14 protein-coding genes are annotated in these 14,726 nt (G+C 44.7%); 9 read left to right on the forward strand and 5 right to left on the reverse strand.

Annotated features, from left to right (window positions below):
• Positions 1–95: 95 nt before the first annotated feature.
• On the reverse strand, positions 96–1,475 hold the full coding sequence (gene murC / locus PG766_RS03985; RefSeq protein WP_117824497.1) for a UDP-N-acetylmuramate--L-alanine ligase: 1,380 nt from the start codon (positions 1,473–1,475) through the stop codon (positions 96–98).
• A 210-nt stretch (positions 1,476–1,685) separates the two neighbouring features.
• On the opposite strand from murC, the gene PG766_RS03990 reads away from it, so the two are divergent.
• From PG766_RS03990 to spoVG, 3 genes are all read left to right on the forward strand, one after another.
• Positions 1,686–2,960: a glucose-1-phosphate adenylyltransferase gene (locus PG766_RS03990; protein WP_055157904.1), complete on the forward strand. Its 1,275-nt coding sequence runs from the start codon at positions 1,686–1,688 to the stop codon at positions 2,958–2,960.
• Positions 2,957–4,075, forward strand: a complete 1,119-nt coding sequence (gene glgD / locus PG766_RS03995) for a glucose-1-phosphate adenylyltransferase subunit GlgD (RefSeq protein WP_117559025.1) — start codon at positions 2,957–2,959, stop codon at positions 4,073–4,075. Before PG766_RS03990 ends, glgD begins: the two co-directional genes overlap by 4 nt.
• A gap of 106 nt (positions 4,076–4,181) precedes the next feature.
• Entirely contained in the window at positions 4,182–4,469 is a 288-nt protein-coding gene (gene spoVG, locus PG766_RS04000) for a septation regulator SpoVG (RefSeq protein WP_008368997.1), read from the forward strand.
• A gap of 96 nt (positions 4,470–4,565) precedes the next feature.
• Here the strand turns inward: spoVG and PG766_RS04005 are convergent, their stop codons facing one another.
• Genes PG766_RS04005 through PG766_RS04020 form a run of 4 tightly spaced genes read right to left on the reverse strand, consistent with a single transcriptional unit; the run spans position 4,566 to position 9,010 of the window.
• Complete coding sequence (locus PG766_RS04005; RefSeq protein WP_117559027.1) at positions 4,566–5,378, reverse strand: Cof-type HAD-IIB family hydrolase; 813 nt, start codon at positions 5,376–5,378, stop codon at positions 4,566–4,568.
• A 12-nt stretch (positions 5,379–5,390) separates the two neighbouring features.
• Positions 5,391–6,767: a UDP-N-acetylmuramoyl-tripeptide--D-alanyl-D-alanine ligase gene (locus tag PG766_RS04010; protein WP_022221116.1), complete on the reverse strand. Its 1,377-nt coding sequence runs from the start codon at positions 6,765–6,767 to the stop codon at positions 5,391–5,393.
• 27 nt (positions 6,768–6,794) lie between these two features.
• The gene (locus tag PG766_RS04015) at positions 6,795–8,249 is read right to left on the reverse strand and encodes a nicotinate phosphoribosyltransferase (protein WP_055157914.1); all 1,455 of its coding nucleotides are present in this window, start codon (positions 8,247–8,249) and stop codon (positions 6,795–6,797) included.
• Between the two features lie 26 nt (positions 8,250–8,275).
• Positions 8,276–9,010, reverse strand: coding sequence for a lysophospholipid acyltransferase family protein (locus tag PG766_RS04020; protein WP_117559029.1), 735 nt, complete (start codon positions 9,008–9,010; stop codon positions 8,276–8,278).
• Between the two features lie 132 nt (positions 9,011–9,142).
• Between PG766_RS04020 and PG766_RS04025 the strand changes: the two genes are divergently transcribed.
• The 6 genes from PG766_RS04025 to PG766_RS04050 all read left to right on the forward strand — a co-directional run bounded on the left by PG766_RS04025 (position 9,143) and on the right by PG766_RS04050 (position 14,724).
• A complete protein-coding gene (locus PG766_RS04025) occupies positions 9,143–9,589 on the forward strand; it encodes a protease complex subunit PrcB family protein (RefSeq protein ID WP_008368986.1) in 447 nt (148 codons plus the stop codon).
• Positions 9,590–9,599: 10 nt separating this feature from the next.
• Positions 9,600–11,162 carry a DUF3794 and LysM peptidoglycan-binding domain-containing protein gene (locus PG766_RS04030; RefSeq protein ID WP_270590444.1) on the forward strand — a complete coding sequence of 521 codons (1,563 nt, stop codon included), beginning with the start codon at positions 9,600–9,602 and terminating at the stop codon, positions 11,160–11,162.
• A gap of 63 nt (positions 11,163–11,225) precedes the next feature.
• Positions 11,226–12,101, forward strand: a complete 876-nt coding sequence (ispE, locus tag PG766_RS04035; RefSeq protein ID WP_118199739.1) for a 4-(cytidine 5'-diphospho)-2-C-methyl-D-erythritol kinase — start codon at positions 11,226–11,228, stop codon at positions 12,099–12,101.
• 2 nt (positions 12,102–12,103) lie between these two features.
• Positions 12,104–12,793, forward strand: a complete 690-nt coding sequence (locus PG766_RS04040) for a GntR family transcriptional regulator (protein ID WP_008368980.1) — start codon at positions 12,104–12,106, stop codon at positions 12,791–12,793.
• A gap of 64 nt (positions 12,794–12,857) precedes the next feature.
• Positions 12,858–13,475 (forward strand): stage II sporulation protein R, encoded by a 618-nt coding sequence (spoIIR, locus tag PG766_RS04045; protein ID WP_173685834.1) that lies wholly within the window; start codon positions 12,858–12,860, stop codon positions 13,473–13,475.
• Positions 13,476–13,542: 67 nt separating this feature from the next.
• The gene (locus tag PG766_RS04050; protein WP_022221113.1) at positions 13,543–14,724 is read left to right on the forward strand and encodes a cation diffusion facilitator family transporter; all 1,182 of its coding nucleotides are present in this window, start codon (positions 13,543–13,545) and stop codon (positions 14,722–14,724) included.
• The last annotated feature ends 2 nt before the right edge of the window (positions 14,725–14,726 follow it).

Genomic DNA, 14,726 nt, shown 5'->3' on the forward strand with positions numbered 1-14,726 from the left:
TTTGTTCATTATAACATCATCCCAGATTGTAAAAAAGAATTTTCTGACGGAAATTTTTGTTATTACAAATAAAATTTCGCAAATATTGGAGAAAATCAGGCTTTTAACAGGTCTTCCCCAATGGTTACAACATCTCCGGCACCCATTGTGATCAGAAGATCGCCAGGCTGGCAATGGGTGGTGACGAACTCTTCGATGGCTGCAAAGCTTGGCAGATAAGTTGCGTCACATCCATGTTCTTTGACTGCATCTGCAAGCTGTGCAGAAGAGATGCCTAAAGTATCTGTCTCACGCGCTGCATAGATGTCAGCAAGGATTACATGGTCTGCATGTGCGAGTGCTTCAGCAAATTCTGAGAATAATGCTTTTGTACGGGTATAAGTATGTGGCTGGAAAATACACCACAGCTTTTTATGTGGATAATGTGCAGCACTTTTCAGAGTTGCTGCGATCTCTGTCGGATGGTGTGCGTAATCATCAATGATAGTCACTCCGCCGACTTCACCTTTGTATTCAAAACGGCGGTCTGTTCCGTGGAAGGAAGCAAGACCTGTCTGGATCGTCTCCGCAGGAACACCAAGAATATCGGCAACTGCGATTGCCGCAAGTGCGTTATATACGTTGTGCTCACCGCCAACTGCAAGAGCGAGATGTGCAACATTCTGTCCGTCTTTTACGACATCGAAAGAGGCATTGCCCTGTTCGTTATAAGTAATATTGGCTGCACTGTAATCCAGGGAAGCTTCTTTGCCAAAAGTGATAACACGACAGGAAAGATCGGAGGTGATCTCTTCAATTTTATCAATATCTCCGTTGATGACGAGAGTTCCGTTTTCCGGAAGAAGCTTAGCAAAAAGGTGGAAAGAATTACGGATATCGTCCAGGTCTTTAAAAAAGTCCAGGTGATCTGCATCCACATTCAGAATAATACCGATTTTCGGGAAAAAGTGCAGGAAACTGTTGGTATATTCGCATGCTTCCGTAATAAAAAGGTCAGGTCCGCCGACACGGATATTGCCTTCGATCGCTTTCAGGATACCGCCGACAGAGATTGTCGGATCCAGGTCTGCTGCAAGAGCAATATGAGAAAGCATAGAGGTTGTGGTTGTCTTACCGTGTGTACCGGATATAGCAACCGGTGTCTTATAGTTAGTCATAAGCTGACCGAGTAATTCTGCTCTGGATAACATCGGAAGATTCTGACGCTTTGCTTCTGCAAATTCTTCGTTGTCTTCGTGGATCGCTGCGGTATAAACTACAAGGTCGATACCGTCTATAATATTGGAAGCTTTCTGACCGTAAAATACGGTTGCACCATTCTGAGACAGATGATCCGTAAGTGCCGATTCTTTGTTATCGGATCCGGATACTGTGAAGCCTTCTTCAAGAAGGATCTCAGCGAGTCCACTCATACTGATGCCGCCAATTCCGATGAAGTGGATATGGCAAGGCTGATTAAAATCAATTTTATACATAATGACACTTCCTGTTCTGTGAATTTGTTTCATAGTATTTGACTTACGTGCATAATTATAACATAGATAGGTCAAAAACCAAACCTTTTCTTTTTGTGATATTTCTATAAAAAAGATAGGTAAACAGAAATATTTTTGTAAAATATGTTCACTATATGTATGTAATATGTTATAATGAAAAAACCAGAATTACTGAGAAGGGGTGAAGACATGATAAAAAAGGAAATGATAGCAATGCTATTGGCAGGAGGACAGGGCAGCAGACTTGGCGTCCTGACTGCAAAAGTTGCTAAACCGGCTGTTGCATTTGGCGGCAAATACAGGATCATTGATTTTCCGCTGAGTAACTGTATCAACTCAGGAATCGATACAGTCGGTGTCCTGACCCAGTATCAACCACTCAGGCTTAATACACATATTGGAATTGGTATTCCGTGGGATCTGGACCGGAATATCGGAGGGGTGTCAATTCTTCCGCCGTATGAGAAGAGTACAAGCAGCGAATGGTATACAGGAACGGCGAATGCAATTTATCAGAATCTGGAGTATATGGAGACATTTAATCCGGATTATGTACTGATCTTATCAGGAGATCATATTTACAAGATGGATTACGAGGTCATGTTGGATTTTCACAAGGAGAATCATGCAGATGTGACGATCGCGGCAATGCCGGTTCCGATCGAAGAAGCAAGTCGTTTCGGAATCGTAATTACCGATGAAGACAAGAGAATCACCGAGTTTGAGGAGAAGCCGGCGAATCCGCGGAGCAATCTTGCGTCCATGGGAATTTATATTTTCAGCTGGCCGGTGCTCAAAGAGGCACTGATCAAGATGAAAGATCAGCCGGGATGTGATTTCGGAAAGCATATCATTCCGTACTGTCATGAAAAGAAGCAGAGACTGTTTGCCTATGAATATAATGGTTACTGGAAGGATGTCGGTACATTGAGTTCTTACTGGGAAGCTAATATGGAACTGATCGACATTATTCCTGAATTTAATCTTTATGAGGAATTCTGGAAAATTTATACGAATAATTCAATTATACCGCCACAGTATATTTCAAAAGAAGCTGTGATCGACAGAAGCATCATTGGCGACGGAGCTGAGATATACGGCGAGATACATAACTGTGTGATCGGCGCAGGTGTTGTTGTTGGACAAGGCTGCGTGATCCGGGATTCGATCATCATGCAGGATGTTGCGATAGGAAATGACTGTGTGATCGACAAAGCGATCATTGCGGAGAATGTTAAGGTTGGAGATAATGTAACCCTTGGAATCGGCAATGAAGCACCGAACAAGCTCAGGTCTGATATCTACAATTCCGGACTGGTTACGATCGGTGAGAATTCTGTGATTCCGGCAGGAGTACAGATTGGAAAGAATACTGCGATCAGCGGTATTACCGTGAAGGAGGATTATGTACAGGGTGCTCTTGAAAGCGGCGGAGTATTGATAAAGGCGGGTGACAGATCATGAGAGCAGTTGGAATCATTTTAGCAGGCGGTAACAACAACAAGATGCGGGAGCTTACACAGAGGCGTGCAGTGGCAGCGATGCCGATCGCAGGAAGCTACCGGGCAATTGATTTTGCACTCAGCAATATGTCCAATTCGCACATCCAGAAGGTAGCAGTACTTACTCAGTATAATGCACGTTCACTGAATGAACATCTGAATTCTTCCAAGTGGTGGGATTTCGGACGTAAGCAGGGTGGTCTTTATGTATTTACACCGACGATCACCGCAGACAATGGCTACTGGTATCGTGGAACGGCAGATGCGATCTATCAGAACCTGGATTTCCTGAAGAGGTGCCATGAACCTTATGTGATCATCACATCCGGTGATGCGGTTTACAAGATGGATTATAACAAAGTACTGGAATACCACATTGCCAAGAAAGCAGATATCACTGTGGTATGCCGGGATCTGGATCAGGGCGAGGATGCAACCCGTTTTGGCATCCTGAAGATGAATGAAAATATGCGGATCGAAGATTTTGAGGAAAAACCGATGGTGGCAAATTCCAACACGATTTCCACAGGAATCTATATCATCCGCAGACGTCAGCTGATTGATCTGATCGAGCATTCAGCTGAGGAAGACAGATATGATTTTGTAACGGATATCCTGATCAGATACAAGAATCTGAAAAAGATATACGGTTATAAGATAAAAGACTACTGGAGCAATATTTCCACGGTCGATGCCTATTATAAGACAAACATGGATTTCCTCAAACCGGAAGTCCGGAACTATTTCTTTAAGCAGCTTCCAAGTATTTATTCCAAGGTGACAGACCTGCCTCCGGCAAAATATAATCCGGGTGCGGTCGTTAAGAACAGCCTTGTGGCAAGCGGAAGCATTATCAACGGAACCGTTGAGAATTCGGTTCTGTTTAAAAAAGTGTTTGTTGGAAATAATTGTGTGATCAAAAACTCAATTATTTTAAATGATGTGTATCTTGGGGACAATACTTACATTGAGAACTGTATTGTAGAGAGCAGGGATACGATCCGTGCCAATACACGGCATGTTGGTGAAGATGGCGTGAAAGTAGTAATAGAAAAGAACGAAAGGTACGCATTATAAAAACTGAGGGGGACTTGTAAGAGTCCGGATCAGAAGGCATGCCGGTCAAATAAAGGAAAAGGAGCGGACCGGTATGTGCGTTACTGGAGAAAGGGGCTAGAAAGTTATGCAGATTACAGATGTACGCGTGCGCAAAGTAGCAAAAGAAGGAAAATTAAAGGCAGTAGTATCAATTACAATGGACGAAGAATTTGTTGTTCACGATATTAAAGTCATTGAAGGGGAAAAAGGACTTTTCATTGCAATGCCGAGTAAGAGAGCACTGGATGGGGAATATCGTGATATTGCGCATCCAATCAATTCCGGTACAAGAGACAGAATCCAGAAGATCATTCTGGACAAGTATGCGGAAGTACTGGAAGAGACTGACGACGCGGAAACTGCAGAAATCTAAGTACAGAAAAATACTGAAAACAAAAATCCCGGAGACTGGAAGTAAAACCAGTTCTCCGGGATTTTTATATTTTGAGAAATGATATTTCTACGATGGTCAATCGCGCATAAACTGATCGATCACATAGAGAACTCCGTCATCATCATTTGATTTTGTGATAAAATCTGCTTTTTCACGGACCAGTGGCTGTGCATTTTCCATTGCCACTCCAAGACCTGCGGTTTCAATCATAGTCAGGTCGTTGTATCCGTCACCGCAGCAGATCATTTCATCAGCAGTCAGACCGATGCTGGTAAGAAGCTTCAGAAGAGAGGCAGCTTTGTCTACATTCTTTGGAACAATTTCGAGGAAAAATGGATCCGAACAGTAAACATCGATATAACCATGGAAATGAGCGGACATTTCCTCTTTAGCAGCAGCGATGCTATCCGGTTCTCCGGTCAGGAGAAATTTATTGTTTGGAAATGTGGATACTTTCTCGCAGAAATTATCAATTTGTACAATTGGTAAATGGTTGATCCGGGATTCTAATTCGGAATATTTTGTCGGGGTAAATCCGGACAGAAGCTGTCCATCCTCATAAGCCAGAATATCAACTGGGTAGTTGGAAGCGATCCGGTAGATATCCGGGATCACGTCCTGCGGAAGTGTTTTGTTGTAAATGACCTGGCCGGTGCGGCAGTCAGTGATCCGTGCTCCGTTGAAGGATAGGATATAGCTTCCGTAACGTTCCAGATGGAGCTGCCTGGCAAGGGGAACCACGCCGTATGTAGGGCGACCGCTTGCAAGAACAACTTTTTTTCCGGCTTCCTGGATCTCGATCAGAGCCTTTAACGTTGGTAGAGTGATTTCTTTCCTGGAGTTGGTAAGTGTTCCGTCCAGGTCAAGAACAAGTATCTGATATTTCATGTCTTACCTCTCTTAAAACTTCATCTGTCTGAGTACATCAATGATCTCAGGAAATTCCATACCGTGGGAAGCTTTGACCAGAATGGTATCATCTTTTTTGACAACATTCCGGATTTTTCCCAGGAAGTCCTGTTTGGTTTTAAAGTAAAGTACGGCACTGCTCTTTGCACAGGCTTTTGCACCTTCATATGCGTGGTGGGAAAGTTCTCCGATACAGCAGATCACATCAATGCCGATCTCGGCAGCATGTGCGCCGGTATTGTAGTGAAGTTCATTCTCCTTATCACCAAGCTCATACATATCGCCCATTACAGCTACGGTTCTTCCTGTTGCGGTAGAAAGTACATCCAGAGAAGATTTCATGGAAACCGGATTAGCGTTGTAGCAATCATCGATGATCAAAAGAGATCCTGTGTCGATCAGATTGGTACGTCCGGCAATCGTCTTCAGGGAAGAGATCCCGGTCTGGATTTCCTCCAGAGTAAGTCCAAGCTTCATGCCGACACATGCTCCGGCGAGAGCATTATAAACCATGTGATTTCCAGGTACCGGGATATGTACGTTGATTTCACCAAGTGGAAGGTGGAGTACAGCGTCAGTTCCGCGAAGTCCCTGACTTACGATTCCATCTGCATAGGCATCCAGCTGGTCTGAAAGACCGAAGAAAACAGGCTTTTTCCCTTGTACCTCTGCGACTGTGGAAAGTTTGTCGTCATCTCCGTTTAAGATGACAGAAGCATTTGGACGTAGATGATCAAAAACTTCGGTTTTGGCTTTTAAGATTCCGTCGCGGCTTCCGAGATTTTCCATGTGTGCAAGACCGATGTTGGTGATTACACAGATATCCGGCTGGCTGATGGATGCAAGTTCATGCATCTCTCCGAAATGGTCAATTCCCATCTCCAGGACAGCGACTTCATGTTCTTCGGTAAGATTGAAGATGGTAAGCGGAAGTCCGATTCCGTTGTTAAAGTTTCCCTCTGTCTTAAGAACATTGTATTTCCGGGAAAGGACAGAGGCAATCGTTTCTTTGGTGCTTGTCTTGCCAACACTTCCGGTGATGCCGACAACCTTGATGTCAAGCTGCATGCGGTAAAACGCTGCGATATCACGAAGTGCTTTTTCACAGGATTCTACATGAATGCAGGGACAGGTAAGGGAAGAAGGATCTTCTTCTGTAAGAGTAGCAAGTGCACCCTGTTCCATAACCTGTGGGATAAAGGTGTGGCCGTCTACGCGGGCTCCTTTGAGTGGAACAAAAAGAAATCCCGGTGCTGCTTTCCGGCTGTCGATTGCAACGCCGGTAATCTCTTTTTCAAGAAAACTGCTGTCACCATGGAAGGTTCCATGGCAGGCAGCGGTTATATTTTTTAATGTCATATTTTTCATCGGTAATACCTCTTTTCAAATTGTGACCTAGTCATCAGCACTCATGCGGTCAAGAAGCTGTTTCTTTACTTCATAAAGTCTTGGAGACAGATCGATATACATCTGGTGAGGATTGAAGAGTCGTTTGGATTCATCCCACAGGGTATCTTTTTCCTGACGGCAGTAAGCGGCAATCTCTTTGACAGACGGGGAAGTGTAGACACATTCACCGTTGATAAAGATTGGCTGCATCATTTCGCGGACCGTATAGGTTCCGGCTTTCATCTTTGTCTTTTTCCATGTCTCGCTTGGATCAAAGAGGAGAAGATCTTCCTCCGGATTGATTTCTTCGTCTACAAAGCAGATATAATCAGCTTTCATCTTGCCGGTTTCTTTTTCGTAAATACGGTAAACCGTCTTGTTGCCCGGATTGGTGATCTTTTCTGTGTTCTCAGAAAGTTTGATTTTAGGTTCGAACTCACCATTCTTATTCTGGATGGCAGCGAGCTTATATACACCACCGAATGAAGGACAGTCTTTGGAGGTGATCAGATTGGTTCCGACACCCCATGAATCGATCGCTGCGCCCTGCATCTTGAGGTCGTGGATCAGATATTCATCAAGGTCGTTGGATGCGCAGATCGTTGCTTCTTCAAAGCCGGCCTCATCCAGCATTTTACGTGCTTTTTTGGACAGGTAGGCAAGATCGCCGCTGTCAAGACGGATACCAAGCTTTCTCGGGCTGATGCCGGCATCTTTCATCTCCTGGAAGACACGGATCGCATTCGGCACACCGGATTTTAAGGTGTCGTAAGTATCGACAAGAAGGGTACATCCTTCAGGATAAAGATCTGCATAGGCTTTAAATGCGGTATATTCATCCGGGAAACTCATGATCCAGCTGTGTGCATGGGTTCCCATAACCGGAACGTCAAAAAGCTTGCCGGTAAGTACGCAGGAGGTTCCCACGCAGCCGGCGATCACGGCAGCACGTGCGCCGTATAATCCGGCATCCGGTCCCTGGGCACGGCGAAGCCCGAATTCCATAACACCGGTATCACCGGCAGCGTATACGATACGAGAAGACTTGGTCGCGATCAGACACTGGTGGTTCAGAATGTTCAGGATTGCGGTTTCCACAAGCTGAGCTTCCATGATCGGGGCAACGACTTTGAGGATCGGCTCCTTTGGGAAGATCAGGCTTCCTTCCGGAATTGCGTAAATGCTTCCGGTAAAGTGATAGCCGCTCAGATACTGAAGAAAATCTTCAGAAAAAATGTGGAGACTGCGAAGGTAATCCACATCATCATAGCTGAAGTTTAGATTTTTCACGTACTCAATAACCTGTTCAAGTCCGGCTGCGATTGCATAACCGGAAGAAAATGGGTTGGAACGGTAAAATACATCAAAAATTACGGTGGGATTGTCCTGCTTATCGTAATAACCCTGCATCATAGTCAGTTCGTATAAGTCTGTAAGTAATGTTAAATTTTTAGAATGCATAATCGTACCTCTTTTCTGTTATAGGTTTAGATCAGACTGGCGTTTTTCTTAATTGTGTCCTGAATAAGATCATGACAATAGATTCCAAGATGTTTTCTTGTCTCTTTATCCAGTTCTTTTGGATAGATTGGTTTGCCGTATTCGATGACGACATGTACTTTTTTTACACGTGGGAAATGTGCTTCAAAAATGTCAGCAGTATTGTTCATGCTGATCGGAATGATCGCACACCCGGTCTTTTCGGCAATTTTAAGTGCACCGTCACGGAATGGAAGCATAGAAAGCTCTTCGCCATTGTTGCGGGTTCCTTCCGGGAAAATGCAGATGGAAATGCCATTTTTTACATAATCAATTGCCTGAAGGATCGTCTTCAGACCTTCTCTCATATTGTCTCTGTCAAGGAAGAGACAGTACAGATTCTTCATCCATGTGGAAAGAAGCGGAATCTTTTCCATTTCTTTTTTGGCAACATAACCGGTCAGACGCCTGCACCGGCTGTAAGTAAGGAGAATATCAAAATAACTGCGGTGGTTGCCGATAAAGAGTACCGGTTCATCCGGAACATTTTCTTCACCGATCACGGTTGTCGTGACACCGGTTATCTTAAGAATCACTTTAAAGCCCCACTGAACGATGCGCAGAGAACTGATATCTTTGGCTCTGCGATTGAATTTACCAATGATCCATTCCACCAGAAAAACCGGAATGGACAGGATCAGGTAAAGAATTAAAAAGACTGCGATACAGATAAATCGTATCATTACCCCAAAATCCTCTCTTTCATTGTATAAAGTAACATACTTTTCTTCGATTATACTATTCGAGGCATGAAAATACAAGGAAGATAATATGATAATAAAGAGACAAAAAAATGGAAAAGTTTGTGAATAATTATGAGAATAAAATGCCGTGTGACAGGGGTGATCTGGATGCTGATTTTCCTTGGCGGCTGTCAGGTCATGGAAAAAGAGGAAGCGGGTGGAGAAATGCTGGAATATTCCATTGTGGATGAGAAAAAAGTTCCGGCGGAAATGACCGAACGCATTGCCGGGATGGAAGAAACCCCATTTCAGATCATGTATGTGCAAGGAGACCGGCTGTATGTCGGACAGGGGTATGGGAGACAGGAAATGGAGGGATATGCGATCCGGGTTGATGGCTGTACGGAAGAAAAAGATGTGATCTGTGTACAGACAACACTTCTGGGACCGGGAAGTGACGAGACAGAAAAAGATGGGGAGGAGATGGGAAATATCTGTATGCGGGAAGATGGATTTTCCCAATACCCATATGTTGTCCTGGAAATGGCAAAAAGCGAAAAACCGGTGATATTTGAGTAGGAGGCTGACTATGGAACTGATAAGAAAACAGGTACGCATGAATCAGATGGGCAAAACAGTGACGGATCAGTTTATGATCGGTGGGGATTATAATGTACCAGATGCGAAAAGTGACGTGGGAAGAGTGCTTTCCGGTGAGGGAAGTCTGCGGATTGAAGAGACAAGAAGAGTGGAAAATTATCTCCGTGTGACGGGAAAACTGAATTTTAAAGTTTTGTATGTGACAGATTCGGGAGATCCGCGTCCCGGAGCTTTGGAGGGAATGATTCCGTTTGAGGAAATGGTCTACATGGAGGAAGAGAACGGAGAAGGCGAAGACATTGTGCAAGTTCAGCGGGTGGAATGCGGGGTATCACTGATCCATTCGAGAAAGCTTGCGGTAAAAGCGCTTGCGGAAATGACGGTACATACAGAGCAGATCACAGAAAAACAGGTGACACTTGATGTGGATGGGGAAGAGGGAATCTATCTGAAAAAATGTCCGGTGGAGCTGCTGCAGCTGTTTACCGCGAAGAGAGACATTTACAGGATCAAAGAGGAGATTAAGATACCGGGGACCAAAGAGAATATCGGAACGCTCTTGTGGACAGAGGTAAGCTCCCGGAAAATGGATACCAGACTTGTGCAGGATGCTATGCTGATAAATGGAGAATTACAGATCTTTGTTCTCTATGAATCCCAAGAGGGCAAGACAGACTGGGTGGAGCAGACGGTTCCTTATGAGGGGCGGATCGAGTGTGCCGGCGCAGAAGAAGGTATGTATCATCATGTCTATGACCGGCTGGATGATATCAGTGTGGAAGTGCGGATGGATGAGGACGGTGAGATGCGTGCGCTTGGCATTGAAGCGGCACTTCAGGTTCGTCTTTTTGTCTATGGGGAAGAAAAGCTGGAGATTTTAGAGGATGCGTATTCCCTTGATAAAAAATGTGTTTTGGAGACAGAAGAAGTTGTTGTTGAGGAGCTTCTGATGCAGAATCATTCAAAAAGTAAGATCACAGAACGATTAAGTCTGCCGGAGCTGAAAGATGAGATCCTTCAGGTGTGCCACAGCAGCGCAGATCTGCAGATAGAAAAAATGGAAGTGCAGGATGGAGGAATTCTGGCAGAGGGGATTCTAAATGTCAGCTTTCTGTATGTAAAGGCAAATGATGAAGTACCATTTGGTGTGTGGAAGGGGATGGTTCCGTTCTCGGCAATGCTTGAATGCCGGGAAGGAAGCAGCGATATGAAATATGACGTCACATATGCAGTGGAGCAGCTTGCGGTAGATCTTGCCGGAAATGATGAAGTAGAGATCAAAGCGGTCGTGGCGTTCAGAAGCTTCATGCGAAAAGCGGAAAAAATACAGATGGTGACAGAGGCTGCACTTGTGGATTATAAAAAAGAAGAGCGGATGAACCAGCCGGGAATTGTGGGATATATCGTAAAAGACGGAGATGATCTGTGGAGCCTGGCAAAGAAATATTCGACCACAGAAGAAAGCATTCTGCTTAATAATGAATTATTATCAAAAGAATTGAAAACGGGTGATAAAATATTGATTTTTCGGGAGAGTTTGAGTATACTATAGTAATGAAATGATGTATACAAGATACAAAAAAAGGTCGAAAAAATACAATAAGGAGATACACGCATGGATAAACTGGAGTTAAAAGCACTTGGGAAGATCAATCTTGGACTTGATGTGCTGGGGCGGCGGGAGAATGGTTATCACGATGTGCGCATGGTCATGCAGACGCTGTATCTGTATGATAATGTGACGCTGCAAAAGAAGTCGGCCCCAGGTATCGAGATCGATTCAAATCTTTTTTATCTGCCGAATGATGGGGACAATATTGCATGGAAAGCGGCAAAGCTTCTGATCGATGAATTTGATATCAAAGACGGGATCAGAATCCATCTGGACAAGCATATACCGGTTGCAGCGGGAATGGCAGGCGGAAGTTCCAATGCTGCGGCAGTGCTTTACGGAATGAACCAGATGTTCCGGTTGGGACTTTCTCAAAAAGAGCTGATGGAAAGAGGCGTGAAGCTTGGGGCGGATGTTCCTTACTGCATTATGCGCGGAACGGTACTAGCAGAAGGAATCGGGGAAAAACTGACGCCGCTTCCTCCGATGCCGAAATGTCAGATTCTGATCGCCAAGCCGCCGATCAGTGTATCGACAAAGATGGTTTATGAAAAGCTGGATTCCTGTGAAATCAAGGAGCATCCGGATATAGATGGTATCCTGGACGGATTGAAGAACCAGGATCTTGAGCAAGTGGCAGCATCCTTGGGGAATGTGCTGGAAAAGGTTACGGTTGAAGCATATCCGGTCATTGCACAGATCAAAGAATGTATGATGGAAGCAGGTGCTCTTGGGGCGATGATGAGCGGAAGCGGTCCGACTGTATTTGGAATTTTCAGGGATCGCAGGACAGCGAAGGAAGCATTTACAAAAGTAAAAGCACAGAATCTGGCAAAACAGATTTATCTTGCAAATGTGCATAACGTCAGGAGGAGATAAGAATGGATATGGATTTTGAAGTAAATATGAATGAATACCTGCCGTTGAGAGATGTTGTGTTCAATACACTCCGGAAGGCAATTTTAAGAGGAGAACTGAAGCCGGGAGAACGGCTGATGGAGATCCAGCTTGCCAACAAGCTTGGAGTAAGCCGCACCCCGATCCGTGAAGCAATCCGTAAACTGGAGCTGGAAGGTCTGGTTCTGATGATTCCACGAAAAGGGGCAGAAGTGGCACAGATCACAGAGAAGAATATGCAGGATGTGCTGGAAGTCAGAAAGGCACTGGAAGAGCTTTCCGTACAGCTTGCGTGTGAACGGATCACGCCGGAGCAGGTTGAAGAAATGAAGATGGCAGCTGAAGATTTCCGTAAAGTCTTAAAGAGTGGTGATGTGACGAAGATCGCTGAAGCAGATGTAAAATTCCATGATATTATCTTTGCCGCAACCAATAACCAGAGACTGATCACGCTGCTGAATAACCTGCGGGAACAGATGTACCGGTTCCGCGTAGAATACCTGAAGCAGAAGGAATGTTATCCACAGCTCCTGGAAGAACATGATAAGCTGATCGCACTGATTTCGGGTGGAGAGGTTGAAGAGGCATGTGAGCTTATGGGATGTCATATTGACAATCAGGCCTCTACAGTATCGGATGTTATCCGGAGAGATCAGGTAGAATATCACAGATAAAAATGTATAGTTTTCCATATGTTGTCAATACTCCTGGTATCAAAGACAGGAGGTACATACGAAAATGAAAAAAATAAAAGCAGTGGTGCTGGTACTGATCATGATTCTGTGTGGTGCGGCATTTGCAAGGGGAATGCAGGTGGAAGCGAAGGCGAATGCAGTGCAGGAAAAGTTATCCGGTGAGGTGTTCCGCTTTCATGTGCTTGCCAACAGTGACAGCAAAGAAGACCAGGAACTTAAGATGAAGGTGAAAGAGGCTGTTGTAGATTATATGTGTGAGAATCTTTCGAATGCAGGGAATGCAGCGGAGGCGAAAGCATGGGCGATCCGCCACAAAGAAGAACTGATCCGGACGGCCAGGGAAGTCTTGCAGAAAGAAGGATGTAACGATCAGATAACAGCTGAGGTCGTGCGGTGTGAATTTCCGGACAAAACTTACGGAGACATCACCTTCCCTGCAGGCTGGTACGATGCACTCCGGATCAAGATCGGAAAGGCACAGGGGCACAACTGGTGGTGTGTTCTTTATCCGAATCTCTGTTTTATGGATTCTGTCCATGCAATTGTTCCCAAAGAAGGGAAGGAAGAGCTGCGGAGTGTGCTGACGGATGAAGAGTATGCGATGATCGTAAAAGGCACACCGGTAAAAATCAAATGGTTTTTCTTGCAATTGACGGAGTAAATGTGTAGAATATACTTCAACGAAGATGGCAGGAAAATTTGTTTCGCCTAAGGTAAAGGAAAGTTTAATGACGGATATACTTGTAAAATTATTTGTAAAAGATTATAAAGATGTAGAAAAGGTGTCTGTCCGTACAGCATATGGAGTGCTGGCAAGCGGAGTAGGCATCTTTTGTAATGTTCTGCTGACGATTGCGAAGATGGTGATAGGAATCCTTCTTCATAGTGTGTCTGTTACTGCAGATGCATTTAACAACTTATCGGATGCAGGTTCTTCGATCATTGGAATGATCGGAGTGAAGATGGCAGAAAAACCGGCAGACAAGGAGCATCCTTTTGGGCATGGCAGGCTGGAATACATAGCGGCACTGATCGTATCCTTTCTGGTGATCGAAGTTGGATTTACCTTTTTCAAAAATGCGATCGTGAAGATCCGGGAGCCGGAAGAGTTAAAATTCAGTCTGGTGTCGATCCTGATCCTGGTGTTGTCCATAGGTGTGAAGCTGTGGCTTGCGATGTTTAACCGGAAACTTGGTGAAAAGATTTCTTCCCAGGTGATGATGGCGACGGCAGCAGATGCACTTGGAGATGTGATCACGACAGCAGCGACGATCCTGTCGGTTGTATTCTGGCGGATCACAGGGATCAATATCGATGGCTTTGTCGGACTTGGTGTTTCACTGGTCGTTATGTGGGCCGGATTTGGGATTGCGAAGGATACGCTTGAGCCGCTGATCGGAATTCCGGCGACATGGGAAGATTATGAGAAGATCAAGCATTTTGTGGAAAAATACGCTGGAATCGAGGGCAGCCATGATCTGGTGATCCATAATTACGGACCGGGAAGAAGTATGGCGATCATTCATGCAGAGGTTCCGAATGATGTCCCGATTGATGTATCCCATGAGATCATTGACCGGATTGAGAGAGAGGCAATGGAACAACTGGGGATCTCGCTGACAATTCATATGGATCCGGTGGAGACTCGTAATGAAGAAGTACTTCAGGCAAAACATGAGACAGAAAAAGCTGTGGAAGCACTGGATCCGAGATGCAGTATCCATGATTTCCGCATGGTGAATGGAGAAAAACAGATCAATCTCATTTTTGATTTTGTCATTCCGAGAGAGTATTCTGAGGAAAAAGGGAATGAACTGACACTGACTTTGATGGACCGACTGCAGCATCATAACCCAAAGTATCAGTGTGTTATCACATTAGACAGAAGTTATGTGGAAGAACAGAGGTAAAA

It is taken from the genome of Coprococcus sp. LG101-27 (assembly GCF_027695515.1).
In the GTDB taxonomy this organism is placed as follows: Bacteria; Bacillota; Clostridia; order Lachnospirales; family Lachnospiraceae; genus Allocoprococcus; species Allocoprococcus comes.